The organism is Amycolatopsis sp. NPDC058278 (genome assembly GCF_042881395.1).
Lineage (GTDB): Bacteria > Actinomycetota > Actinomycetes > Mycobacteriales > Pseudonocardiaceae > Amycolatopsis.
Genome location: NZ_JBHVXZ010000014.1, coordinates 89,808 through 113,739 on the forward strand (window position 1 = coordinate 89,808; position 23,932 = coordinate 113,739).

At 70.8% G+C, this 23,932-nt stretch carries 18 protein-coding genes and 3 tRNA genes; 10 read left to right on the top strand and 11 right to left on the bottom strand.

Annotated elements, in window-relative coordinates; genetic code table 11:
• The first annotated feature begins 60 nt into the window (after positions 1 to 60).
• The 3 genes from ACFVYA_RS09980 (at position 61) to ACFVYA_RS09990 (ending at position 4,193) form a co-directional block, all read left to right on the top strand.
• On the top strand, positions 61 to 480 hold the full coding sequence (locus tag ACFVYA_RS09980; RefSeq protein ID WP_387044202.1) for a carboxymuconolactone decarboxylase family protein: 420 nt from the start codon (positions 61 to 63) through the stop codon (positions 478 to 480).
• Complete coding sequence (locus tag ACFVYA_RS09985) at positions 477 to 1,268, top strand: SDR family oxidoreductase (protein ID WP_387044204.1); 792 nt, start codon at positions 477 to 479, stop codon at positions 1,266 to 1,268. The genes ACFVYA_RS09980 and ACFVYA_RS09985 overlap by 4 nt, the downstream gene beginning before the upstream one ends.
• A gap of 120 nt (positions 1,269 to 1,388) precedes the next feature.
• Positions 1,389 to 4,193: an alpha-L-fucosidase gene (locus ACFVYA_RS09990; protein WP_387044206.1), complete on the top strand. Its 2,805-nt coding sequence runs from the start codon at positions 1,389 to 1,391 to the stop codon at positions 4,191 to 4,193.
• On the opposite strand, the gene ACFVYA_RS09995 is transcribed toward ACFVYA_RS09990, so the two are convergent.
• Entirely contained in the window at positions 4,182 to 4,805 is a 624-nt protein-coding gene (locus tag ACFVYA_RS09995) for a hypothetical protein (RefSeq protein WP_387044208.1), read from the bottom strand. The genes ACFVYA_RS09990 and ACFVYA_RS09995 overlap by 12 nt on opposite strands.
• Positions 4,806 to 4,882: 77 nt before the next feature.
• On the opposite strand from ACFVYA_RS09995, the gene ACFVYA_RS10000 reads away from it, so the two are divergent.
• On the top strand, positions 4,883 to 6,034 hold the full coding sequence (locus ACFVYA_RS10000) for a DUF2716 domain-containing protein (RefSeq protein ID WP_387044210.1): 1,152 nt from the start codon (positions 4,883 to 4,885) through the stop codon (positions 6,032 to 6,034).
• Here the strand turns inward: ACFVYA_RS10000 and ACFVYA_RS10005 are convergent.
• Entirely contained in the window at positions 6,023 to 7,255 is a 1,233-nt protein-coding gene (locus tag ACFVYA_RS10005) for a peptidase S8 (protein WP_387044211.1), read from the bottom strand. The two genes, ACFVYA_RS10000 and ACFVYA_RS10005, sit on opposite strands and share 12 nt — an antisense overlap.
• 268 nt (positions 7,256 to 7,523) lie before the next feature.
• On the opposite strand from ACFVYA_RS10005, the gene ACFVYA_RS10010 reads away from it, so the two are divergent.
• On the top strand, positions 7,524 to 9,848 hold the full coding sequence (locus tag ACFVYA_RS10010) for a chitobiase/beta-hexosaminidase C-terminal domain-containing protein (RefSeq protein WP_387044213.1): 2,325 nt from the start codon (positions 7,524 to 7,526) through the stop codon (positions 9,846 to 9,848).
• A 57-nt stretch (positions 9,849 to 9,905) separates the two neighbouring features.
• Here the strand turns inward: ACFVYA_RS10010 and ACFVYA_RS10015 are convergent, their stop codons facing one another.
• A complete protein-coding gene (locus ACFVYA_RS10015) occupies positions 9,906 to 10,883 on the bottom strand; it encodes an erythromycin esterase family protein (RefSeq protein WP_387044215.1) in 978 nt (325 codons plus the stop codon).
• A 17-nt stretch (positions 10,884 to 10,900) separates the two neighbouring features.
• Here ACFVYA_RS10015 and ACFVYA_RS10020 point away from each other — a divergent pair, with 17 nt between their 5' ends.
• On the top strand, positions 10,901 to 11,602 hold the full coding sequence (locus tag ACFVYA_RS10020; protein ID WP_387044217.1) for a TioE family transcriptional regulator: 702 nt from the start codon (positions 10,901 to 10,903) through the stop codon (positions 11,600 to 11,602).
• On the opposite strand, the gene ACFVYA_RS10025 is transcribed toward ACFVYA_RS10020, so the two are convergent.
• Together ACFVYA_RS10025 and ACFVYA_RS10030 are read right to left on the bottom strand one after the other, a co-directional pair.
• Positions 11,591 to 12,433, bottom strand: a complete 843-nt coding sequence (locus ACFVYA_RS10025; protein WP_387044219.1) for an ion transporter — start codon at positions 12,431 to 12,433, stop codon at positions 11,591 to 11,593. The two genes, ACFVYA_RS10020 and ACFVYA_RS10025, sit on opposite strands and share 12 nt — an antisense overlap.
• A 202-nt stretch (positions 12,434 to 12,635) precedes the next feature.
• Positions 12,636 to 13,619: a hypothetical protein gene (locus ACFVYA_RS10030; RefSeq protein ID WP_387044221.1), complete on the bottom strand. Its 984-nt coding sequence runs from the start codon at positions 13,617 to 13,619 to the stop codon at positions 12,636 to 12,638.
• A 378-nt stretch (positions 13,620 to 13,997) separates the two neighbouring features.
• Between ACFVYA_RS10030 and ACFVYA_RS10035 the strand changes: the two genes are divergently transcribed.
• Complete coding sequence (locus ACFVYA_RS10035; RefSeq protein ID WP_387044222.1) at positions 13,998 to 16,196, top strand: NB-ARC domain-containing protein; 2,199 nt, start codon at positions 13,998 to 14,000, stop codon at positions 16,194 to 16,196.
• A 348-nt stretch (positions 16,197 to 16,544) separates the two neighbouring features.
• Positions 16,545 to 16,703, top strand: coding sequence for a hypothetical protein (locus tag ACFVYA_RS10040; RefSeq protein ID WP_285986898.1), 159 nt, complete (start codon positions 16,545 to 16,547; stop codon positions 16,701 to 16,703).
• 6 nt (positions 16,704 to 16,709) lie between these two features.
• Here the strand turns inward: ACFVYA_RS10040 and ACFVYA_RS10045 are convergent, their stop codons facing one another.
• The 6 genes from ACFVYA_RS10045 to ACFVYA_RS10070 form a co-directional block, all read right to left on the bottom strand.
• Positions 16,710 to 17,333: a TetR/AcrR family transcriptional regulator gene (locus ACFVYA_RS10045; protein ID WP_387044224.1), complete on the bottom strand. Its 624-nt coding sequence runs from the start codon at positions 17,331 to 17,333 to the stop codon at positions 16,710 to 16,712.
• A gap of 14 nt (positions 17,334 to 17,347) precedes the next feature.
• A complete protein-coding gene (locus ACFVYA_RS10050; RefSeq protein ID WP_387044226.1) occupies positions 17,348 to 18,745 on the bottom strand; it encodes an MFS transporter in 1,398 nt (465 codons plus the stop codon).
• Positions 18,746 to 18,854: 109 nt separating this feature from the next.
• A complete protein-coding gene (locus ACFVYA_RS10055) occupies positions 18,855 to 19,721 on the bottom strand; it encodes an alpha/beta fold hydrolase (RefSeq protein WP_387044228.1) in 867 nt (288 codons plus the stop codon).
• A gap of 310 nt (positions 19,722 to 20,031) precedes the next feature.
• Positions 20,032 to 20,104: transfer RNA gene (locus ACFVYA_RS10060), tRNA-Arg, on the bottom strand.
• Positions 20,105 to 20,154: 50 nt separating this feature from the next.
• Positions 20,155 to 20,223: transfer RNA gene (locus tag ACFVYA_RS10065), tRNA-Trp, on the bottom strand.
• A 415-nt stretch (positions 20,224 to 20,638) separates the two neighbouring features.
• Positions 20,639 to 20,711: transfer RNA gene (locus tag ACFVYA_RS10070), tRNA-Thr, on the bottom strand.
• A 181-nt stretch (positions 20,712 to 20,892) separates the two neighbouring features.
• Between ACFVYA_RS10070 and ACFVYA_RS10075 the strand changes: the two genes are divergently transcribed.
• Both ACFVYA_RS10075 and ACFVYA_RS10080 read left to right on the top strand, forming a co-directional pair.
• The gene (locus ACFVYA_RS10075) at positions 20,893 to 22,398 is read left to right on the top strand and encodes a threonine/serine exporter ThrE family protein (RefSeq protein ID WP_387044230.1); all 1,506 of its coding nucleotides are present in this window, start codon (positions 20,893 to 20,895) and stop codon (positions 22,396 to 22,398) included.
• 81 nt (positions 22,399 to 22,479) lie between these two features.
• Entirely contained in the window at positions 22,480 to 23,922 is a 1,443-nt protein-coding gene (locus ACFVYA_RS10080; protein WP_387044232.1) for a trehalose-6-phosphate synthase, read from the top strand.
• Positions 23,923 to 23,932: the final 10 nt, after the last annotated feature.

A 23,932-nucleotide genomic window follows, 5' to 3' on the forward strand; every position in this document is an offset into this window, starting at 1 on the left:
GGAGCGCGCTCCAGCACCTAGCGTCGTCCGAGACAAGATCGCTGGGAAAAGGAACCCGACATGACCGACGAGCGCTTCGAACGTGGCCTGAAGACCCTGACCGAGATCGACGGCGAGAGCGGGCAGCGGGTGATCGACGCGCTCGCCGACGTCTCCCCCGCGCTAGGCGAGGCCGTCGTCTCCTGGGGGTTCGGGGAAATCTACTCGCGGCCGGGGCTGGCGCCGCGCGACCGGCAGCTGGTCACCCTCGGCATGCTCACCGCCCTCGGCGGCTGCGAGCCGCAACTGGAAGTGCACGTCAACGCGTCGCTCAACGTCGGCCTCACGCCGGCGGAAATCGTCGAAGCCCTCCTGCACTCCGCTGTCTACTGTGGATTCCCCAAGGCGCTGAACGCGACCTTCACGGCCAAGAAGGTCTTCGGCGAGCGCGGGTTGCTGCCGATGACCGCTCCGACCAACGAGAAAGGCGACAAGCGGTGAACAGCCGATTCGCAACGCAGACAGAGCTTTTCGATCTGAGCGGTAAGCGCGCCCTCGTCACCGGTGGCACCCGGGGCATCGGGATGATGATCGCGCGCGGGCTCCTCCAGGCGGGCGCCCGCGTGGTCATCAGCTCACGCAACGCGCAAGCGTGCGCTCAGGCGCAGGAACAGCTGTCCGAGTACGGCGACGTCCGGGCGGTCCCCGCCGATCTGTCCCGGCACGAAGAGTGTGAGCGCCTGGCTCACCTCGTCACGGCCGACGCCGGCAGTCTCGACATCCTCGTCAACAACGCGGGCGCGATGTGGGACGAGCCGTTGGCGACGTTCCCGGACGCGGCCTGGGACACCGTCCTCGACCTCAACCTGAAGTCGCCGTTTTGGCTGGTGCAGGCGCTGCTGCCGGCCCTTCGCCACGCCGGGACCGCCGACGATCCCGCGCGGATCATCAACATCGGCAGCATCGCCGCCATCCACATCCCCCAGCGGCCCAACTACTCGTACTCCAGCAGCAAGGCCGCGCTGCACCAGCTCACCAGGGTGCTCGCCAAGGAACTGGGCCCGCAGCACATCACGGTGAACGCGGTGGCGCCGGGACCGTTCCCGTCGGCGATGATGGCGGCCACCCTCGACGAGCTGGGCGAGGCGATCGCGGCGGCAGCGCCGCTACGCCGGATCGGCCGCGCCGACGACATGGCGGGTGTCGCCGTGTTCCTCGCCAGCCGGGCAGGCGCTTACCTGACGGGCACCGTCGTCCCCGTCGACGGAGGGATCGCCACGACCGCGTGACACCTCGGCGACCAGCAATAGCCGACAGATCAGACGACTGTGTGCCGATGAGCGGCATCTTCCCTTGACGTACGATATATCAGGAACTAATCATCGGATCTCTCCGGACGAGGAGGTCCCTTGAGAATCCGACTGCTTGCCTGCCTCGCCGCCGCCGTCGCGCTGGTGGCGAGCCTGGTCAGCCCCGCGAACGCCGAGCTCTACCACCCGCGCCAGGACTGGCTGCGGGGCTCGACGGCCGGGCTGTTCCTGCACTGGGGCATGTTCACCGCGCCGCGGCACACCGACTGCGCCGCCTGGGAACGCGACGTCACCGACGGCGGCTGGACGCCGGGCTACTGGATCGACGAGGCGAAGAAGCTGGGCGCGTCCTACGTCGTCCTCACCACCTTCCACAGCCGGCTGGGCTACGCGCGGCCGTGGCCGTCGAAGATCCCCGGCAGCTGCTCGACGCAGCGCGACTTCCTCGGCGAGCTGATCGCCGCGGGCCGGGCCAAGGGCGTCCGCGTGATGCTCTACATGACCGACGATCCCCAGTGGCACAACGAAACCGGGCACGAGTCCCTCGACTCGGCCGCCTACTCGGCGTACAAGGGCAAGCCGGTCGACCTCACCACCCGGCCCGGCTTCGGCGAGTTCTCCTACGACCTGTTCGACGAGGTGATGGACCGCTACTCGGACCTGGCCGGGTTCTGGATCGACAACGACAACGAGTACTGGGAGCAACACGGGCTCTACGCGCACATCCGCGAAAAGCGGCCGTCGGTGTTGCTGAGCAACAACAACGAGGACACGCCGATCATGGACACGGTCAGCAACGAGCAGAAGACCGGCATGACCCCCTCGTACGACTACCCGCAGGCGGTCTACACGCCGATGCCGCGGCTCACCGAAGCCGACTACAAGCTGCCGACCAACGGCGACTGGTGGTACAGCGGCGGCGACCAGGCCGTCGACTTCCGGCTCTCCACCGGCCGGTACATCACGAACGCGGGCTCGTCGATCAAGTCGCTGATGGCCGAAACCGCCATGCTGAACGGGAAGTTCCCGCCGCAGCAGGAGGCGTTCAACGCCTTCATGGCGTCCTGGACGCAGCCGATCCGCGAATCGCTCGAAGGCACCGAGGGCGGCGGATACATGTACGGCGGCCTCCAGCCCGGCTTCTGGAACGACGGCGCCCACGGCGTGATCACCGTCAAGCCCGGGGCACGGACGCAGTACGTGCACGTCGTCACGCGGCCGTCGACGAACCTGGTCCGCCTGCGCGACAACGGCTACCGCGTCACCGGCGTCGCCGACCTGCGCACCGGGAAGCCGGTGCGGTTCGCCCAGTCCGGCGGCTACCTGTCCATTCTGGACATCAAGGACTGGGACACCTACGACACCGTGTTCAAAGTGGACACCGCCGGGCAGCAGTACTTCTACGACAAGAGCACGATCAAGGCGACCGCGTCTTCGAACGCGTCTTCGGCGGCGAACCTCGTCGACGGCAGCTACCTGAACTACTGGGACGCGGGCGGTCAGCTGCCGGTCTCCGTGACGCTGGACCTGGGCCGGAAGCGGTCGACGGCCTACCTCGCGGTGCACGAGCGGGAGTCGTCGCCGACCTACGCCCGGGAGTCCTTCGGCCGCGCCGAGGATTCCGCGCGGATCAAGGACTACCGGGTCCACGCCAGTGACGACGGGAAGAACTGGCGCACGGTGCGCACCGGCGCCCTGCCCAGCAACCGCGGCGTCCAGTTCATCGACGTCGGCGAGGTGCACGCGCGGTACCTGAAGCTCGAGGTGCTGAACACGTGGTCGGGGCCGCAGGCCAAGCCGTTCTACCGGCAGCTGGCGCTCGACGAGATCGACGTCGCCTACGGCTACCCCGACCCACGCGGCGAGGTGCCGCTGGAAGCGGAGTCGTGGCGCAACGGCTTCGAGGGCAAGGCGACGCCGGTGTGGTGCGAGGCGTGCTCGGGCACGAACGCGGTGACCGGCCTCGACCGCGGCGCGGTCGTCTTCCGCGACGTCCGAGCCACGGGTCCGTCCCGGCTGCAGCTGGACACCACCGGACCGGGCACGCTCGCGGTGAGCGTCAACGGCGCGGCCCCGATCGCGGTCACCGCACCGGCGGCGATCCCGGTGCCGCTGAACGCCGGCGCCAACACGATCAAGGTGTCGGGAACGGCGGACCTCGACCGGATCGCGGTGGCGCCGATGCCGCCCGAGTCGTACACGCCGAAGACGACGTTGACCGTGCAACCCGCCGGCGTGCAATGGGTTTCGCCCGGCCAACAGTCCCTGAACATCACCGCCTCCCTGCGGCTGGACGTCGACGACCCGATCGACCAGGTGTCGCTGACCCCGGTCGTCCCGGCGGGCTGGACGGTCACGGGCGGCCCGGTGACGGCGTCCGCCATGGGGCTCGGCCAGGTGCTGAGCGGCTCGTGGACGGTGACCGCGCCGGCGGCCCAGGACGTGAGCATCCCGGTGACGGCGACCTTCCGGACGCTCGGGCGCGCGAAGTCGGTGAGCAAGCCGGTTCAGGTCAGGCCGCGGCCCGCGGACCGGGTGTTCATGCGCGAAGCGGAGGACTCGGCGAACGACATCGGCGACGCCGGCGTCACGAGCTGCTCGCCGTGCTCGGGCGGGCAGAAGGTGCGCAACATCGGCCCGGGAGCGGCGGTGACCTTCCCCGGCGTGACGGTGTCCGCGCCGGGTCAGTACACCCTGTACCTGGACTTCACCGTCAACGGCGACCGGTCGTACTTCGTCTCGGTGAACGGCGGCGCGCCGGCGGAGGTGAAGGTCAGCGGCGCCGGGAACAACACCCCGTACACCACTTCGGTCCCGGTGACGCTGACCGCGGGCGCCAATACCGTCCGGATCGGCAACGACCACGCCGGGGCTCCGGATCTGGACCGGATTTCACTGGGTTAGCTCCCGCAGCACCCGGGCCGCGTCGATGTCGACGGCGCGGCCCGGGTCCCCGCCCGCCGCACTCCACGCGACGGACACCCACAGCTCGGCGTAGTCGCCGCGGTCGATGCGCGGCAGCCGCCAGGTGAGCCGGCCCCCGGTGCGCTCGACGGCGTTCCCGCTGACCAGCCGGGACCAGTACGGCGGCACGTGCTGCCCGGCCCGCGAACACCGCCGCAGCAGCTCGGCCCCGGGGCCGCCGACGCTCACCGCGGCGTCGGCGGTCTCGGCGGTGAAGGCGCTTTCCCAGATGCGGTCTTCGTGTGGCGCGCCGGCCAGCTCGGCCTGGACGACGAACTCGCCGACGTCCTCCCGGGCCAGCACCCGCAGGACGGTGGTCTCCCGGGTCACCCCGGGCAGCCCGGACACGGTGGACCCGGACACGACGTCGAGCCGCACGGAGCTGTGCCGCCACCGGCACAGCCGGGCGCCGGACTCGAGGCCCCAGGTCAGCTCGGGTCTCGCGGGCACGTCCCAGCCGCCGACGCGGACGGCGAACCGCACGTCCCCGAGCGGGGTGACGACGTCGAGCGCCCGCGGAGCCGTCCGCGACAGGACTTCGGTGTCCAGCATGCAGACATCCTTACCCCGCGGGCTGACCGGCGAAAATGCGCTGGGCGAACGTCACCCGACCGGGGAAGATCGGCGGTGTGGAAGAGGCACTGAACCGCCGGCCCCCGCTCCCACCGGTGGGCGCGGTGGTCGACCGCGACGGCCCGGTCGTGCGAACTCACTACGGCACGCACGGCGAGGTGAGTCACGGGCCGCTGCCCGAGTGCGACCTCGCAGCGCTGGTGTCCCGGCAGGTCGATGCCTTCGCGCAACGCAGCGAGCCGGTGCTCTGGCCGGTCTACGGCGACGCCCGGCTCGCCGGGGCCCTGCTCGCCGCCGGCTTCACCGCGGAGCCGGACCGTGCGGTACTCCGCGGTCCGATCGGGACGGACACCACGACGCTCCCCCTGGTCGGCCACGACTGGACCGGGCACCAGCGGGTCGCGGAGCTGGCCGCGAAGACCGGCCCGCACCGCCGCCCGTTCTCGGAGTTCCTGGCCGACTCCGCCTACTTGAACCAGTCGGCCGCGGTCGTCCTCGACGGCGATCGCGCCGCCTGGCTGGAACGATCCGGGGAGCTCATGGTGGTGGGCGGGGTCACCGACCCCCGCCTCGCCGCCACGCTCGCCGCCCACGACTGGCGCCATCCGGAGGTGCGGTTCTTGCTCGTCGAGGCCACTGGCGACCTGCGGGACGCGTTCGAAGCCGCCGGGATGCGCGAGGTCACCACGGTCACCCGCTACCACCTGGCCTCGCCCGGCGAACCGGCGCGGACCCGGCCGGTCCGGCGGCTGTTCTCCGAGCCGGAGTACGACGACATCTGGGCGCGTTTCCGCGAGAGGTTCGCCTTCCGGCCCGACACGCGGGAGTTCCCCGGCATCACCGAACCCGCGCACTCGGTGACCTGGCACGTCGGCGACCTCGACGACCCGCAGCTGGACGCGCTGTACGACATCGTCCACAAGGGACTTCGCGAGTCAGTCGAGCCAGGCGAGGAGCTGTACTGGCTCGACTGGCAGCACGTCGGCTACCGCTTCGACCCCGCCCGGGTCGACGGCGCCGGACCGCGCTGGCCCGGCGGCGTCTTCCCGGACGGGGACTACCACATCTACCTGACCGGCGACCTCCGCCTGGGCACCTTCGGGCACCCGTGGGAGGCGACGATCTGCGTCTTCGGCGACCTGCTCACGCGGATCGACGCCGAGCTGAGCGCGGCGCTCGGCGAGCCGATCCGGCGCTCAGAACCCTGAGGTGCCGTTCGGCGTGCCCAGCCCGGTCGGCCCGTCGTACCCGGCACCGGCCGTGCAGAGGTAGCTCCCGCCGCAGCTGCCGTTCGAGCCCGACGTGACGTCGTAGAGCCCGCTGGTGTGCGCGTACGGGTACGACCCCGACGTCACCGAGTTGCCCGCCAGCGCGTACACGCTCGCGATCACCGGTGACGACAGGCTCGTCCCGCCGACCTGCACCCAGCCGTCCGCGCCCTGGGCCAAACCCAGCGACAGCAGGAAGTCGCACCACGACGAGCTGCCGCAGCTGTTGTAGGTGTCGTAGACGCCGAGCCCGGTGGCCGGGTCCGCGACCGCCGAGACGTCCGCGACCGTCCTCTTCGCACACCCGCTGTCGTGCTGCCAGGACGGTTTTGCCTCCAGGGCCGAACACCCGCTGCCGCTGCCGTTCCACGCCGTTTCGGTCCAGCCGCGCGTGGTGGTCGCCGCCTTCTTCAACGTCGTGCCGCCGACCGCCGTGACGTACGGCGACGACGCCGGCCAGCTGACGCCGTAACCGGAGTCGCCCGAGGACGCCGTGACCGCGATGCCCGGGTGGTTCAGGTGGGCGTCCGCGGCGAGGATCGTCGAGTCCTCGGCACCGCCGTAGCTGTTGGAGATCGCCACCACGCCCGGCGTCGCCGCGGCCGTGTCGACCGCCGTCATCAGCGGGTCGGTGTCCGGGGAGTCGGCTTCCACCAGCAGGATGTGGCAGTCCGGGCAGGCCGCCGACACCGCGTCGAGGTCGAGGCTGATCTCCTCGGCCCAGCCGTAGTCGGGCGCCGGGAGCGGGCTCGCCGCGCCGTTCTGGTTGACCTTCTTGAAGCAGCCGTTGGCCGTCGTGCACGGGGAAAGCCCGCGCGCGGACCGGAACTTGGCCAAGTCGGCTTCCGCGGTCGGCGCGTCCTGAGCGTCCACAATGGCCACCGTGCGGCCGTTCGCGTGCAGCCCGCCGAGGTGGTACGCGGCCTGGATCTCGGCCGGGCCGTAGCCGACCGGGGTCGAGACGACCAGCGGGCCGGTGCCGTTCGGCGACCGGATCGCCTTGCCGAGGCAGTGCAGCTTGCCGGAATTGGCGCAGCCGAAGTTCACGACGCCGCCGCTCCGCAGCGGCGCGGCTTCGGCGGTCGAGGTCGTGGCCACCGTCAGCGGGGCCGCGATCAGAGAGAGGACGACGAGGGACCGGAACAACCGTGGAGGCACCATGGCCTACTCCTCGGTAGGGGACGAGGTGAGGCAGCGGATCGTCGCATGTCACTAGATCGAGTTCACCCGACAGAAGAAGGTTTCTCGGTTCAGTCAATCGCCCACCGTGGCGGCAATCCGACGACGAGTGACGAACCGCCTCACTCATTTGCGCATTGGTCCAGACAAGTGTTATCCAACCGTGACCGAAGCACCGCTGACTGGGAGCTACTTTGTTGCGACTGGCAACAAATACCTCGTGGATCCCCAACGGCGGAGGTGTCACGGCGTGAACCGGACCTTGGACAAGCTACGACGACGCGGCCCGGTGCTCGCGCTCGTCGCCTCGGCACTGCTGGTGGCGGCCGGGCTCACCGCCCCCGCCGCGCTCGCCGCGGACGACTACACGCAGAGCGTCACGCAGCCGAGTTCGACGCAGGCGCAGATCAACTTCACCCCGACGACCCCGGCGCTGTACGTGGACGTCCACTACACCGGCGTGCCCGGCGTCGGCCAGCAGAACGTCCGGATGACCAACGGCTCCGGCACCTGGCGCACGACCGTCAACGGCCTGAGCAGCGGAAACGTTCTCGACTACTGGTTCACCTACGAGAAGAACGGCCCGCAGTACGACACCCCGCACTTCAGCTACACCGTCGGCGGCGGCACGACGACGGTCGCGGCTCCGACGTTCAGCCCGCCCGGCGGCACGTACTCGTCCGCCCAGACGGTGACGATCAGCAGCGCCACCGCGGGGGCCACCATCCGGTACACCGTGGACGGCTCGACGCCGACGGCGTCCTCGGCGCTCTACAGCGGACCGATCAGCGTCCCGAACTCCCGCACGGTCAACGCGATCGCACTCAAGTCCGGGTCGACGACCTCGCCGGTGTCGAGCGCGAGCTACACGATCGGCACCCAGGCGGGCTGCCCGACGCAGTCCGACACCCCGAACTTCGGGCCGAACGTGCGGATCTTCGACCCGGGCATGTCCGCGGCGACGATCCAGGCCCAGCTGGACACCGACTTCAACAACCAGAAGGACACTCTCACCGCGCAGTTCGCCGATCGCCGCGTCGCCCACCTCTTCAAGCCGGGCACCTACAACGGCGTGCACGACAACGTCGGCTTCTACACCTCGGTGGCCGGCCTCGGCCAGAACCCCGGTGACGTCCTGATCAACGGCGACGTCACCGTCGACGCCTTCAACGCCTCCGACAACGGCGTCGCGCTGCAGAACTTCTGGCGCTCGGCGGAAAACCTGGCGGTCAACCCCTCCGGTGGCCAGGAACGCTGGGCGGTCGCGCAGGCCGCGCCGTTCCGCCGGATGGACGTCCGCGGCGGGCTGCAGCTGTACCCGGCGAGCTACGGCTACGCCAGCGGCGGCTACATCGCCGACACGAAGGTGGCAGGCCAAGCCGCGTCGGTGTCGCAGCAGCAGTGGTACACCCGCGACTCCGCGCTGGGCAGCTGGAACGGCGGCGTGTGGAACATGGTCTTCTCCGGCACCAGCGGCGCGCCGGCGACCACGTTCCCGAACCCGCCGGAGACCACGCTGGCCACGACGCCGGTCTCCCGTGACGTCCCCTACCTCTACGTCGACGGCACCGGCAAGTACCGCGTGTTCCTGCCTTCCCTGCGCACGAACGCGTCCGGCCCGAGCTGGGCGAACGGCAGCACCCCGGGCACGTCGGCGCCGATGAGCCAGTTCTACGTCGTCAAGTCCGGTGACACGGCCTCGTCGATCAACAACGCGCTCGCGGCGGGCTGCAACCTGTTCTTCACGCCGGGCGTCTACCACCTCAACCAGACGCTCAACGTGACCAAGGCCGGCACGACGATCCTCGGCATCGGCTACCCGACGCTGGTGCCCGACAACGGCGTCAACGCCATGCAGGTGTCCGATGTGGACGGCGTGCGGCTCAAGGGCCTGCTGTTCGACGCGGGCACGACGAACTCGCAGGCGTTGCTCACGGTCGGCCAGTCCGGGTCGTCGGCGTCGCACGCGTCGAACCCGACGACGGTCCAGGACGTGTTCTTCCGGATCGGCGGCGCGATCGCCGGCAAGGCGACGAACAGCCTGATCGTCAACAGCGCCAACACGATCATCGACCACATCTGGGCGTGGCGGGCCGACCACGGCAACGCGGGCACGGTCGGCTGGAACACGAACACCGCCGACACCGGGCTGGTCGTGAACGGGGCGAACGTGCTGGCCACCGGCCTGTTCGTCGAGCACTACCAGAAGTACCAGGTGATCTGGAACGGCCAGGGCGGCCGGACGATCTTCTTCCAGAACGAGATGCCCTACGACGTGCCGAACCAGGCGTCGTGGAACGCGCCATCGGGCGTCGCCGGGTATGCCGCGTACAAGGTCGCATCGAACGTGACGTCCCACGAGGCCTGGGGACTCGGGAGCTACTGCTTCTTCGACACGAACCCGGCGGTGTCCAGCTACCACGCGTTCGAGGTGCCGAACAACAGCGGCGTCCGGTTCCACAGCCTGCTGACGGTGTCGCTCAACTACCGCGGCACGATCACGCACGTCATCAACGACACCGGCGGCGTCACGCCTTCGGGCACGGTGCCGGTCAACGTGGTCAGCTACCCGTAACCCGGGTGAACAGCGAGCCCCGCACCGGACCCGACCCGGTGCGGGGCCTCGCTGTTTTCAGGCAACGTGCAGGACCGCGTCGGCGTTCTCGAGCAGCTCCCGGGTGAGCGGTGCGTACCGGTGGTCGGTGTCCTCCCGGGTGCGACCGGCCGGGATCTCCGTGGTCAGGCGCCAGGTCTTCGTTTCGCGTTGCAGCGAGCCCTCGTAGGTGTCCGCGGCCGGCTCGCCGAGGCCGAGGGCTTCGCTGTGGCCGAGGCTGCCGGCGACGAAGGCGTACCGGTCGCCGAGCCGCGCCGCGACGATCGCCCCCGCGCCGGAGCCCAGGTGGGCGTTGTGCGCGAACACCAGGGTCCGGCCGGGCTGCGAACCGTGGATGTCCAGGAGGTTCCGGGCCATGATGACCGCCCGGGCGCGCGCGAGGCGGGCGATCCTCGTGTCCCGGTCCCCGGGCAGCGCCGAGGCCGCGTGGTAGCGCAGCAGATCGAGCCCGGCGGTCGCGTGGATCCGCGCACGGTTCCATTCGGCGTCCGAGGTCGTCTCGGCGCGAGCGTCGAGGGCCATGAGCAGGTCGTCCGCGATGACCCGCAGCTCACGGGCCTCGGGTGACGCGCCGGGCGACGCGGCCGGGTCGAGGATCGCTTCGGACCGGCTCCACCGTTCGTCCTCGCCGGTCAGAGTCGCGATGTCGACGTCGAGGCCCAGGTGGTCGCGAACGTGTTCGAGGTAGCGACGCGGGCTGGGCGCGCTGAACATCTCCGTCGGGGCGTCGAAGCCGTGGAAGGTCAGCGGTTCGCCGGCGGTCTCGTTGTACTCGCGCAGCCAGTCGAGCAACTGCCGGTTGGCGGCCACTTCGCCGAAGCCGTGCGAGAACCCGCCGTCGAGCGCGGCGACGCGGTCGGTCTCCAGCGCGATCGACCGGAAGCCGTGCTCGACGAGCCGGGCGAACAGCTCGTTGCGGATCCGCGCGAAGGCCGGTTCGAAGTGCGTCGGCTCCCCGAACGCGAGCAGTTCGGCGGTGAAGTCCGTGATGTCCATGTGGTTGAATCGTATCCTTGAAGACCCGATTGAGACCTGCTGACCTCGCCCGCGAGCACGGCATTTCCACGCAGGCGGTCCGCAACTACGAGCGCGACGGCTTCCTCCCGCCGGCCGCGCGCACCGCGAGCGGCTACCGGGTCTACACCGAGACGCACGCCGCGGCCCTGCGTTCCTTCCTCGCCCTGGTCCCGGCCTACGGACACGCGACGGCGGGCGGGATCATGCACGCCGTCAACGAAGACGACCTCGGCCGCGCGCTCACGCTCGTCGACCGCGGCCACGAGCAGCTGCTCCGGGACCGCGAAACCCTCAACACGGTCCGGAAGGCGATCGGGCACCTGACGACCGGGACGGCACCCGAACCGGCGACGGCCGGCTGGTCGATCGGCGAACTCGCGCACCGCCTCGGCGTCACCGCGGCGACCGTGCGGGCGTGGGAACGCGCCGGCATCCTGGTGCCTTCGCGGAACCGGGCGACCGGCTACCGGGTCTACCAGGCGGCCGACATCCGGGACGCGGAACTGACCCACCTGCTCCGCCGCGGCGGCTACCCCCTGGCACACATCGCGACGGTGGTCGAGCAGGTTCGCACCGCGGGCGGCACCGAGTCGCTGGCCGAGGCGCTCGAAACCTGGCAGGACAGGCTGACCGCGCGTGGCCTGGCGATGCTCGACGCGGCCGGCCGGCTCAGCGCGTACCTGGCGTCACGGCCGTGAGCCCGGGTGCAGCCGGTCGTATTCGTGCGCGGCCGCGCGCTGGGTCCGCACCGGCAGCGCCGTCTCCCCGGCTTCGTCGTCGACCTCGTTGAGCCCCAGCTGCACGGCCAGCCGGATCTGCTCGCGGTTTTCCCGGACCACGGCGGAGAAGAAGTCGTCGATCCGCGGGTCGAGGAGGACTTCGAGCAGCACCCGGAACGACGTGTCGACGCAGGCACGCACGATCTCGTCGTGGAACGGCAGCCGCTTGAGCTTCCCGAGCTGCGGGTCCGCGGCGATCTTCTCGGCGATGATCGTGCGCAGCTCGTCCTTGTGCGCCCCGAGCGACTTGGCCAGGTTCTCCGGGTAGTTGCCGGTCTCCAGCACCTTGACGACCTCGTCGAGCACCGCGATCGTCACCGGCTTCTTGATCGCCTTCACGATCGGCTCGGAGAGCTTGTCCACGAGCCGGTAGGTGAACTGCTCGCCGACAGCCCGGTCGGCGGCCCGCCCGATCCGCACGAGCAGCAGCACGACGCTGACGAACTTGTGCGCGGCCATCGCGGGGTGGGCGACCGGGATCATGGCGAACAGCTCGTACCAGTTGCGCACGAGGAACTTCCTGGCCCACCGCCGTTTCCGCCACCGCCACAGGAACTCGAGCAGGAAGATCCCGCAGATCCCGCAGTCGATGTAAAAGATGACGAGCCCGGCGTCGCGCGCGGGCGGGCTGAGCACCATGAACCCCAGCAACCCGACCGAACCGGCGGCGAGCACGAGCATGAGCCAGTCGTCGGCGCGCACGTTCCCGGGCAGCACCCCGCTGTTGAGCTCGGGTTCACTGGTGACCATGCCCGATGATGGCACGGACGCCGCTGATCAGCCGGTCCGGCACGGGCGGGGAAGTGGCAGGTTTTTGTCCACGATTCGTCGCGTTCGGCCACCGCCCGATAGGGCATCGTGGACGGTGGCGGTCACGGCGAGGAGGAGCATGGAGCGGACACCGCACAGCCGGCTGTTCGCTCCGGCTCGCGGGGACGCGGCGGCTGGTGGCTCAAGAAGCGGGCTGCCAGCCCACGCCGTAGGACCGCGCGGACCGCAGGTCGCGGAAGCCGGTGTGCACCTCGCCCGCGTTGTCGAGGAAGAGCGGCTTGCGCGCGGTCAGCGGGTCCTGGGCGTCCTTGGAGAATTCGCCGTCGATCCGCCAGACGCGCTGTGGTGGCTGCCGCCGGTCGAACCGGACGTTGACGTCGAAGCGCTCGCACGGGAATTCCGGCGTGCAGCAGTAGAAGGGCGAAGGCAGCTCGTCCACCCGGATGCGGAAGAAGAACTCGTGCTCGTCGCCGGCGTCCAGCGGCTGCGGCGGCCGCAGGCTGAAGGCGACCCGGGACGAGCTGACCATCCGCACGGAATGCACCTCTCCGCCGGCAACGACGTCGATGCCGAGACCCGAGAGGTCCGGCTGGCCGCTGGTGCTGGCGGGGCGGGCGAGGGAGATCGCGTGCTCGACGTCGGCGAGCCCGGCGACGTGGCTGACCACCCGGCGGGTCTCGAAGACCTCGGCGGCGGCCACGCCCGTCAAGGTCAGCCGGACCGCCAGTGCCGACGTGTGCCAGGGGCCGTCGTCGCTGGTGGCCGCGCCCCCGTACGGCGACGGCGCCCCGTACGCGGCCTCGGCGATCAGGTAGATGACGTCGTCGGCGCGGCGCTGCATCGTCCGCACGTTCCGGTCGGCTCCCGTGCCCAGCAGTTCGAGGCGCTGGGTGTAGCGCTCGTTCGCGCCGGTGCCGAAACCCAGGACGATCCGCGCCGTCCGGCGGTGCGATTCGGGCAGCTTTTCGATCAAGCGGCGAAGGGTTTCGACGACCTTGCCGCGCACCGTTCCCGGGCTGTCGTCTTCGTGGACACCGCACACTTCGCGCAACTGTTCGCCGACGAGCCCCGGCAGCGTCTTCGCTTGGATGCCCAGCCCCTTGCGGAGCAGTTTCAGCTCCGCTGAGAGAGCGTTGATCTTCGCTTCGGCCGCCTCCTGAGCCAAGCCGTCACCTCCGTCTTGCTCGTTTCGTGGAAGTCTACCCACCTTCGCCGCGCCGCACGACGCCGTCATCCGTTTCCGGCCGTTTCCGGATCCGGGAAACAGCGCAGGTCGGCGATTTCTCCCGAGTGGCAACGGGAAACGTCTGTCGCGGGCCAATTCACCGGGTCAAGCTTGGTTCGCCGAAATCCTTCGGCGAACCAAGGAAGTCACCGCGGCGAAACCGCGGTGACGGCGATCCGGAAAGGGGAACGCGATGCACACGCACCTCGTCATCGTGCTCGGCCAGCTGGTCTCCCTGCTGGGCTGACCAGTACTGCCGGCGGGCCCGGGCCGCCGGCGGACCTTCCCCCCGTTCGCCGATTACAGGATGATCGAGCCATGCCGGACTTTGGAGCGGAATTGAAACGTCGACGGATGTCGGTCGGCATGTCACTGACCGGACTCGCTGCCTCCGTCCATTTCACCAAGGGTTACCTCAGCAAGGTGGAGAACGGCAAGGTCCGCGTGAACCGGGACCTCGCCAAGGCCTGCGACCTGGCACTGGGTGCCGGCGGAGAACTGCTCGCCCTGGTCGCGGAATCGGCATTTCCCGCGCGCCGCAGCGCCGGCGGCATCGTCGGGCTTCCCGACAACGGCCGGTACTTCGTCGGCCGCGAAACCGAACTCGAAGCGCTGTCCGCACTGCTCCTCGGGCCGGACGAGGCCCGGGTCGGCGTGGTGCACGGGATGGCCGGAGCCGGCAAGACGGCACTGGCCGTCGCCGCCGCCCGGCAGGTCGCCGGCGCCTTCCCGGACGGCTGTCTCTTCTTCGACCTCCGGGGCCACACCCCCGGCGCCGTCGAGCTTTCGCCCGGCGAGGCCCTGCACCGGCTGCTGCGGCTGCTGGACGTCTCGGCCGAACAGCTCCCCGCCGACGAAGACGGCCTGGCCAACCTGGTCCGCGACCAGCTGCGCGGACGCCGGATGATCCTCGTGCTCGACAACGTCCGGTCCGCCGAACAGATCCGGGCCATCGCCGACGGCGAGACGTCGTCGCGGATCCTGGTGACCAGCCGGGGCCGGCTGCCCGCGCTCGACGACGCCTGGCACTTCCCCGTCGGGGTGCTGCCGCTCGGCGACGCCGTCCGGCTGCTGCGGTCCGTCGCCGGCGACCACGCACCGGACGACGACACGGTGGCGACCGGGATCGTCCGGCACTGCGGGCAGTTACCGCTCGCGGTGCGGATCGTGGCCGCCCGGTTCGTCGCCGGCGGCTGGACGGCGGCGCAGCTGCGAGACCGCTTGGCCGACGAGACCACCCGGCTCGGCGCGCTGGAGGACGGCGAGCGGAGCGTCGCGACCGCGTTCGCCGTCTCGTACGAAGCGCTGCCCGGCGACCAGCAGCGGTTGCTGGGGTTGCTCTCCCTCCACCCGGCGGCCGCCGCGGAAACCGGCGCCGTCGGAGCGCTCGCCGGTCTCGGCGCGGGCGAAACGGACCGCTTGGTCGACCGGCTGCACGACGCGCACCTGGTCGTCCGCGACGAACGGGGGTACGTCGAGCTCCACGACCTGATGCGCACCTTCGCGGCGAAGCACGCGCTGCCCCAGGTGCCGCCGGACGACCGCGAAGCCGCCGTGCGCCGGCTGGTCGAGCACCTCGTCGCGCTGGCGGTGGCGGCCGACGAGCTCGCCGAACCCCACCGGTTCCGCCCGGCCACCGGCCTGCCGGCGCCGGCGGGCGTGCCCTTCTCGGACGCCGACGGCGCACTCGCCTGGCTGGGTGCGCAGTGGCCGGCGCTCGCGGACATCGTCGATTCCGCGGCCCGGCACCGGCTGTACGACCGCTGCTGGCAGCTGGCGTTCGTGCTCCGCGCGTTCTTCTTCCGCGAGCGGCTGCTCGAACCCTGGATCCGCACGCACGAGCGCGCGCTCGAAGCCGCGCGAGCGGCCGGCGACCCGGGGGCGACGGGCATGATCCTCAACAACCTGGGCATGGCACACGTCGAGGCGGGCCGCCCCGGCGACGCGGTCCGCTTCCACCAGCAGGCCCAGGAGCAGTTCGCGCTGGCCCGCGACGACCGAGGCGCGATCGACGCGCTGTCCAGCCTGGCGTGGGCGCGCCTGTACCGCGGCGAAGCCGAGCCGGCGGTGGCCGACTTGACGACGGTGCTGGCCGGCTACCGCCGGACCGGCCGCACCCGGAACGTGGTGATCGCGCTCCGGGGTCTCGCCCTGGCGTCCGCGGCATTGGACCGCTTCCCCGAGGCGCTGGCCGCCGCGCAGGAGGCGACCGGGCTCGCCCAGCTGCCGGTCGACCTGGCGATGGCGGTCAACTGCGAGGCCTGGGTCCACTTCCGCGCCGGCCACTGGGACGAAGCCGCGCGCAGTTACCGGCGAGCGGCCGAAGTGGCCGACGACGCGGGAAGCGAGTACGAACGGGCTCGCGCGTTGACGGGCCGGGGCAACACGGCGGCCGCCCGCGGCGACCGGCCGGAGGCACGGCGTTGGTGGGCGGAGGCGGCCGCGTACCGGGTGAAGCTCGACCCGGCCGTGCTCGGCGAGGCCGAATACCGGAACCGGCCGGCGTTCGCGGAGTGACCGGCGGGTGGCCCACCCGGGCCGCCGGAAACGGGTCAAAAGCAGGACACTTACCGGCCACGGCACTCATCAAGGTAGCGAAGGCACCCCGCGCGGCGATCAACGCCGGGAAGCCGAAACCGTGGTGAGGTCATCATGACTACGCATTGAGTTCCGCAGACCGGGCAGCCGCAGTGCCCGGCCGATGGCCCGTGCCACCGACCGGGTTTCCCGGGAAAGCCTTGCCAGGCAACGGGAAACGGGTTGTCGCCCACCGGTTCCGGGGCGCACCATCAATGCAGACCGGATTTCGCGGATACCGCGAAATCAATCGCATCCCGTTCGACGGGGAATTCCGAGGAGCCTGCCATGGTGGTCGTCTGTTCCGTTTCCGCTCTCGTCCGCACGACCCTGTTCGTCGTCATGCTCGCGCTGGTGGCCGGGCTGGCGCTCGCCGCGCCGTCGAGCACGCCCGGTTCCGGGCCGGCCGGGTCCCCCGCCACCACCGCGGAACCCGTCACGCACTGAAGACCGTCAGGGCCCCAGGTGCTCCACCAGCTTGGCCAGCTGGTCGGCGTAACGCCGGACGAACTCGGGCGAGTCCCCGTCGGTGCCGGTCAGCCCGTCGACCACGTGCGGCAACGTCACCGGGGCCATCGCCGCCGCCATCAGCAGCACCGTCAGGCACGCCGGGTCGACCCACTCCGGCAGGCGGCCCTCGGCCTTCAGCGCCTCGATCTGCGTCACCGTCCCCGCCAGGCGCCGCGTGCGCGGCGCGTGGTCCGGGTCGGCGTCCGGGCCCTCGTACTCCAGGCCCGACCACGCCAGCAGCCGGGCGCCGTCGCGGCTCGCCAGTGCCTCCAGCGCCATCCGGCGCACCTGTTCGGACAGCGGCAGGTCCGGGGCCATCAGCTCGCTCTGCCGCTCCCCCCACGCCTCCGACATCGCGCGGTACAGGCCTTCTTTGCCGTCGAAGTAGTAGGAGATCAGCTGCTGGTTCACCCCGGCCCGCGCCGCGATCGCCGCGATCCGCGCTCCGGCGTAGCCCTTGGCCGCGAACTCCGCGCCCGCCGCCTCCAGGATCAGCCGGCGGGTGCGCTCCGGATCCCGTTGGCGTTCCTGGGGCTTCGGCGAACGGCGGGGCTTCGACGCGGTCACGCCGCGACTATACGTCAACCAACCGGTTGACTCTGTGGAACAGAAGGTTGAGGCAGCGCGGCCGTCAGGGCGAGGGCGAGCACGAGCACCCCGGCGCTGACCGCGAGCGCGCCCGCCGTCGCGGAGGCGGATCCGCTGTCCAGCCGGGCGAAGAAGACCGTGCCGAACAAGGCGATCCCGGTGGCCGTACCCAGCTGGACGGTGGTGTTCACGACACCGGACGCCGCACCGGCCCGCTCGGGCCGGACCCCCGCCATCGAGGCGGCGAACAACGAGTTCAGCACCGCCCCCATCCCGAGCCCGACGGCGATCACGGGCACCAGCAGCGCCCATCCGCTCAGCGCCGAGTCCTCGTGCGCCACCAGGACCGCGAGCAGCACCAGCCCGGCCAGCAGCACCGCGACCCCGCCGGCGGTGAACGCCCGGCCGAACTTCGGGGCCAGGCGCATGGCCAGGACGTTGCCCGCGACGATGCCGAGCGTCGACGGCGCGAACGTCAACGCCGCCTCCCACGGCGAGAACCCGAGCCCGAGCTGCAGGTGCAACGTCAGGACGAAGAAGACGCCGACCCCGGTGTTGACGCAGAGCAGGACGGCCTGGCTGCCGGCGACGTGCCGCAGCAGGTCCGGCGGGAGCAGCGGTTCCCCACCCCGGCGGAACTGAAGCCGCTGCTGCCACGCGAACACGCCGAACAGCGGAACGGCGGCCGCCAGCAGCGCGATCGACCACGCCGGCCAGCCCAGTTCGCGCCCCTGCACCAGCGGGTAGAACACCGCGAACAGCGCGGCGGTCAGCAGCGCCAGCCCGACGGGGTCCATGCGGTGCCGGAGAAACCCCGGCCGGCCCGGCATGGTGAGCAGGGCACCGGCCAGCGCGAGCACGCCGATGGGCAGGTTCACCAGGAAGATCGCCCGCCAGCCGGTGCCGAACAGATCGGCCTCGGTCAGCGCGCCGCCCAGCAGCGGCCCGGCGAGCCCGCCGACCGGGAACGCGGCCGCGTACCAGGTCATCGCCTTCGGCCGCTCCCGCTCGTCGAACTCCGCGTGGACGAACGACAGGACCTGCGGCACCATCAACCCGGACCCGACGCCCTGCACCACGCGCGCGGCGATCAGCACGCCGACGTGCCCGGCGAGACCGGCGGCCAGCGAGGCCGCGGTGAACACGAGCATGCCCGCCACGAACAGCTTCTTCGGCCCGTGGCGGTCGCCCAGCCGGCCGCCGGTGATCAGCGTGAGCGCGAACCCCAGCGCGCACCCGGCCGAGATCCACTGCAGCGCGGACTCGCCGGTGCCGAGCTCCCGCCGGATGGTCGGCAGCGCCACCGCGACGATCTGGTTGTCGATCATGTCCACCAGCACCGCGAGCACCGCGACCGCCAGTGCCCACCACCTGAGCGCGTGCTTCTCCACGACTTGCCTCTCTCCCCACGACGACCGTGACGCAGCCATCGTCAACCAGAGATACAACTCTGTCAACCAAATGTTTGATTGTGTCCGCCAGGCGCCGGAGAGAGCGTGATCAGCCTTCGAGCACCTCCCGCAGCTTCTTGGCGAAGGCCTCGGGCTGGCCCGCGTAACCGAACTCGCCGCCCAGGAAACCGCCGTGGTGGCTCGGGAAGACGGTCGCCTCCTGCCCGAGCAGCTCGGCCGTCCCGACCGCGGCCCGCCCGGTGAAGACTTCCCGGGACTCCTCGCCGACGGCGACGACGATGCGCGTCGGCGCCGCGGCCAGCGCCTCGGCGTCGAGCCGGTAGGTGGTCACCGCGAGGGAACGGTCGGTCAGCAGCGGGTCGTCGCGGCGGCCGTCGTCGTCGGCCGGCAGCCCGAACTGCACCGGGTCCGCCGGTGGCAGCGCGAAGTAGGCGTCGGTGAACTCCCCCTGCCACGAGGTCATCGCGAAGAACGCCGCCATCCCGGCGCCGAACCCCTTGGCCTGGTAGGCGTCCCGGATCGCCTGGCCGGCGCGCTCGGCCGCGGCGGCGTCCGGCAGCGACCCGATGAGCGGCGGCTCGTGGGCGACCAGGGTGCGGACGTCACCGGGATGGGCGGTGACGAGCGCGAGCGCGGTGACCGCTCCGCCACTGCTCCCGAACACCTCGACGGCGCCGGCCCCCAGCGCCTGGATGACGGCGTGGACGTCTTCGGCTTGGACGGCGGGCACGTGGTCTTCCCGCCCGTCCTTGCGGACGCTGCGCCCGAGCCCCCGCGGGTCGTAGGTGACCACGGTGCGGTCGGCGAAGTGCGCCGCCAAGGAGCTGAACCCTTCGGCGGTCATCGGCTGCCCGATCATGAGCAGCGGTGGCCTCGGGCTCTCGGCGGGCGCCGGGCCGTGGACGTCGTAGACGATGTCGGCTCCGGGTGTTTCCAGCGTGTGTGTGGTGGCCATGGTTCCTCCCCGTTCAGGTCTCCTCGGGACGTTAGACCGGGGCACCGACAGTTTTGCCGGAGCAAGTCGCGCGCCGTGGTGTCGATCCACGTCGGCGGGGCTTATGAGGCCCCGCTGGTTGCCGAACCGCGCGCGTGAGTGGCCGACCGGACTCGCACCGGCTTCGCCCGGGGCCACAGCCCGGGGCCTCGTCTCCTTCGGCATCGGCCACGGTGGAAGACGTGGGTGTCGAACCCACCGAGGCGATCGTGCAAGGATCACCCGCGCTCCGGCGCGTCTCCCGGGCGGCGCGTCCGGGACGCGCCGAGCGAGCCCCCGGCAGGAATCGAACCTGCGACCTGCGGCTTCGGAAGCCGCTGCTCTTTCCACTGAGCCACGGGGGCGCACCCGCATCGCCCGCACTGTTGCGGCCGAGACGAGCGCGGAAAAAAGGCACCGGCGGAAGGAGTCGAACCCCCGGGTCACGGTTTTGGAGACCGCGCCGCTTCCGAAGCACGCCGATAGAGAATTGCGACCGCACGAAAAAGAGAAAGCCGCCCGAATCGGTTTCCCGAAGGGCGGCTCCCGTGACGCGACGAGTACTACGTCAGGTCAGGAAGCCCGGAAGACCATGCCGCCGGACAAGGACGGCCATCGACGCACGCGTGGCGGCGTCCGCCGCGGTGCGCCACGTCTCTCGCGTCCACCTATGCGTCATGATCACTCCTGGTTCGTTCCGGTGAAACCATGATCGGGCACCCGGCCACGAGCGTCAACGCATTTAGGACCTGTCCGCAAGCGCCAGTGGCCGGATTCGCTCACGCGCCGACCCGGAAACAGAATGCGCGCCGGCATCGCCCGACGGCAAGCTCACCTGCACCACGATCGACCCGGACGCCCGGCGCCGCGGATCCGGGCGCGTCAGGCGTGCCTTGCGGAGCCGCCAAGGGGGCTCGAACCCCTGACCTTCTGTTTACAAGACAGATGCTCTACCAGCTGAGCTATAGCGGCCTGGCACCGAGGCGCCGGACACAGTGTACCGAGCCGCCTCCCGTGATCCGTTCGGGAGGCAGGATCCGCAGGTCCAGGTCACCATGGGGCAACGTGGTGGACGCCACTCCATGATCCGTGCAACGGTCGGAGCGCAGCCGTCGATGGTCCGGGAGGAGTAGAGCGAGGAGGTGGATGGATCATGAAGATCAGCGAGCGCACCAACGGGGGCCGGGCGACCAGATGGCCGCTCCTCGAACCACCCGAGCAGACCCAGCGGCCCCGCGCGCACCGGCCCAACCTCCTCAAGCGCCGTCCGTGGCACGTCCTCGAAGCGCCGACCGGTGAGCTGCCCGCCGTCGACGCCGACGAGGCCATGGGGCCGCAGCTGCCCGACGAGGCCACCGTCAACTTCGTCCTCGACCTGAGCCTGCGCATCGGCGAGGTCCAGATGGCCAGCGGCGCGGGCGCGTCGGACGTCACCGCGACGATCATCGCCATCGCCGGCGCGCTCGGGCTGCCGCACTGCGAGGTCGACGTCATCTTCACGTCGATCACCGTCACCTGCCACCGCGGCACCGACCTGACGCCCATCACCGCGCTGCGCGTCGTGCGGAGCCGGAGCCTCGACTACACCCGGCTGACCGAAACCGAGAAGCTCGTCCGCAAGATCGTCCGCGGGCACATGGGTGCCGAGCAGGCGCAGACCGAGCTGGAGCGGATCACCTCCGCCCCGCACCCGTACCCGCGCTGGGTCGCGACGCTGTCCTGGGGCGGCGTCGCCGCGTTCGTCACCATCCTGCTCGGCGGGGGCTTCGACATCGCGCTCGTCGCCTTCGTCATCAGCGGCGTGATCGACCGGGTCGGCCGGGTGGTGAACCGCTACGGGCTGCCGTTCTTCTTCCAGCAGGTGGTCGGCGGCCTGGTCGCGACGCTGTCGGCCATGGTCATCGTCAGCAGCAACGTCCTGACCACCGACAAGCCGACGCTGGTCGTCGCGGCGGCGGTCACCGTCCTGCTGTCCGGGCTGTCCACCGTCTCGGCCGTGCAGGACGCCATCACCGGCTACAACGTCACCGCCGCCGGCCGCACCATGGAGACCGCGCTGATGTCGGCGGGCCTGATCGCCGGGGTCGTGCTCGCCCTGCGGATCGCCGTCATGCTCGGCCTGCCGCGCACCCCGCTGCCCGAAGTGACCGGGTCGACGCCGCAGCAGCTGCCGCTCGTCGTGCTCGGCGGGGCCGGCGCCGCCGCGTGCTTCGCGCTCGCGAGCTACGCCAAGGTGCGCGCCATGCTGGTCGCGGCGGCCGCGGGCGGCATCGGCGCCGCCGTCTACGGCGCGCTCATGCTGGCCGAGCTGGACGGCGTCAGCTCGTCCGCGGTGGCCGCGACGCTGGTGGGGTTCTGCGGTGGCGTGCTCGCGCGGCGACTCGGCGTTACTCCACTGGTCGTAGCCGTGTCCGGGATCACTCCGCTGCTTCCGGGCCTGTCGACCTACCGTGGTCTGTACCAGATCGGGGTCGAGCCGAGCGGCAACATCTCGACGCTCATGACGGCCGTCGCAATCGGGCTTGCGCTGGCTGCGGGCGTGGTACTCGGGGAATGGCTGGCCCAGCCGGTGCGCACCGGACTGGGCCGGCTCGAGCGGCGGTTCGCCGGACCACGCATGGCTGGTCCGCTCGAACCGACCGAACGGAGCTTGGAGTAATACCGCGGTCACCGAATGTTCATCGCTCACGCGATAGGGTTTCACTCTGGGGCCGCGACCCAGACGCGAGGAGCAGGCGACGTGAGTGACCAGAAGGAGAACTCGAACCAGGCCGATTTCGTCGTGGTGGCGAACCGGCTACCGGTGGACCTGGAACGCACCTCCGAGGGCGAGCGCCGGTGGACGGCGAGCCCGGGAGGGCTGGTGTCGGCGCTGGAGCCGTTCCTGCGGTCGAGGAAGGGCGCCTGGGTGGGCTGGCCGGGCATACCCGACGTCGACGTCGAGGAATTCGACGACGACGGCCTGGTGCTGCACCCGGTTTCGTTGAGCGCCGACGAAGTCCGCGACTACTACGAAGGTTTCTCCAACGCGACGCTCTGGCCGCTCTACCACGACGTCGTCGAGCGCCCGGTGTTCGACCGCGCGTGGTGGAACAGCTACGTCAAGGTGAACCAGCGGTTCGCGAAGGCCAGCGCCGAGGTCGCCGCCCAGGGCGCGACCGTCTGGATCCAGGACTACCAGCTGCAGCTGGTGCCGGCGATGCTGCGTGAGCTCAGACCCGACCTGCGCATCGGCTTCTTCCTGCACATCCCGTTCCCGCCGGTCGAGCTGTTCATGCAGATGCCGTGGCGCGCCGCGATCATCCGCGGCCTCACCGGCGCCGACCTGGTCGGCTTCCACCGCCCCGGCGGGGCGCAGAACTTCCTCTGGCTGTGCCGCCAGCTGATCGGCCTCGAGTCGACGCGCGGCGCGGTCGGCGTCCGGTCGCGGCCGGGCACCATGCAGGTCGGCGACCGGACCGTGCGGGTCGGCGCCTTCCCGATCTCCATCGACGCCGCCGGCCTCGACAGCCTCGCGCGCACCAAGGGCGTCCAGGAGCGGGCCGCCCAGCTGCGGCGCGACCTCGGCAACCCCAAGACGGTCCTGCTGGGCGTCGACCGCCTCGACTACACCAAGGGCATCGACCTGCGGCTGCAGGCGCTGCACGAGCTGCTGCACGAGGGCAGGCTGCAGCCGGACGACGTCACGTTCGTCCAGCTCGCCACCCCGAGCCGTGAGCGCGTCGAGCACTACCAGCGGATGCGCGGCGAGATCGAGCAGATGGTGGGCCGGATCAACGGCGAGTTCTCCCGCGTCGGCCACCCGGTCGTGCACTATTTGCACCAGTCCGTGGACCGCACCGAGCTGGCCGGTTTCTTCTCCGCTGCGGATGTCATGGTGGTGACACCGCTGCGCGACGGCATGAACCTGGTGTGCAAGGAGTACGTCGCCGCACGGCACGATCTGGGCGGTGCGCTGGTGCTTTCCGAGTTCGCGGGTGCGGCCGCGGAGCTCTCTAGCGCATTCCTCGTGAACCCCCACGACCTGGACGGGGTGAAGGACGCACTAGTGGCTGCCATTACGCTCGACCCGGCAGAGGGCCGTCGCCGGATGCGCGCCATGCGTCGCCAGGTCCTCACTCATGACGTTGACCGATGGGCGCGCTCGTTCCTCCAGGCCTTGGGTGCGGAGGCGGTCGACTGACATAGTCCCG

Bases quoted from the DNA above. Each gene is read 5' to 3' on its own strand.
- ACFVYA_RS10025 (WP_387044219.1), bottom strand. From the start codon at position 12,433: ATGGTCACCAGTGAACCCGAGCTCAACAGCGGGGTGCTGCCCGGGAAC.
- ACFVYA_RS10035 (WP_387044222.1), top strand. From the start codon at position 13,998: ATGCCGGACTTTGGAGCGGAATTGAAACGTCGACGGATGTCGGTCGGC.
- ACFVYA_RS10015 (WP_387044215.1), bottom strand. From the start codon at position 10,883: ATGGACATCACGGACTTCACCGCCGAACTGCTCGCGTTCGGGGAGCCG.
- ACFVYA_RS09995 (WP_387044208.1), bottom strand. From the start codon at position 4,805: ATGCTGGACACCGAAGTCCTGTCGCGGACGGCTCCGCGGGCGCTCGAC.
- ACFVYA_RS10055 (WP_387044228.1), bottom strand. From the start codon at position 19,721: ATGGCCACCACACACACGCTGGAAACACCCGGAGCCGACATCGTCTAC.
- ACFVYA_RS10005 (WP_387044211.1), bottom strand. From the start codon at position 7,255: ATGGTGCCTCCACGGTTGTTCCGGTCCCTCGTCGTCCTCTCTCTGATC.
- ACFVYA_RS09980 (WP_387044202.1), top strand. From the start codon at position 61: ATGACCGACGAGCGCTTCGAACGTGGCCTGAAGACCCTGACCGAGATC.
- ACFVYA_RS10040 (WP_285986898.1), top strand. From the start codon at position 16,545: ATGGTGGTCGTCTGTTCCGTTTCCGCTCTCGTCCGCACGACCCTGTTC.
- ACFVYA_RS10075 (WP_387044230.1), top strand. From the start codon at position 20,893: ATGAAGATCAGCGAGCGCACCAACGGGGGCCGGGCGACCAGATGGCCG.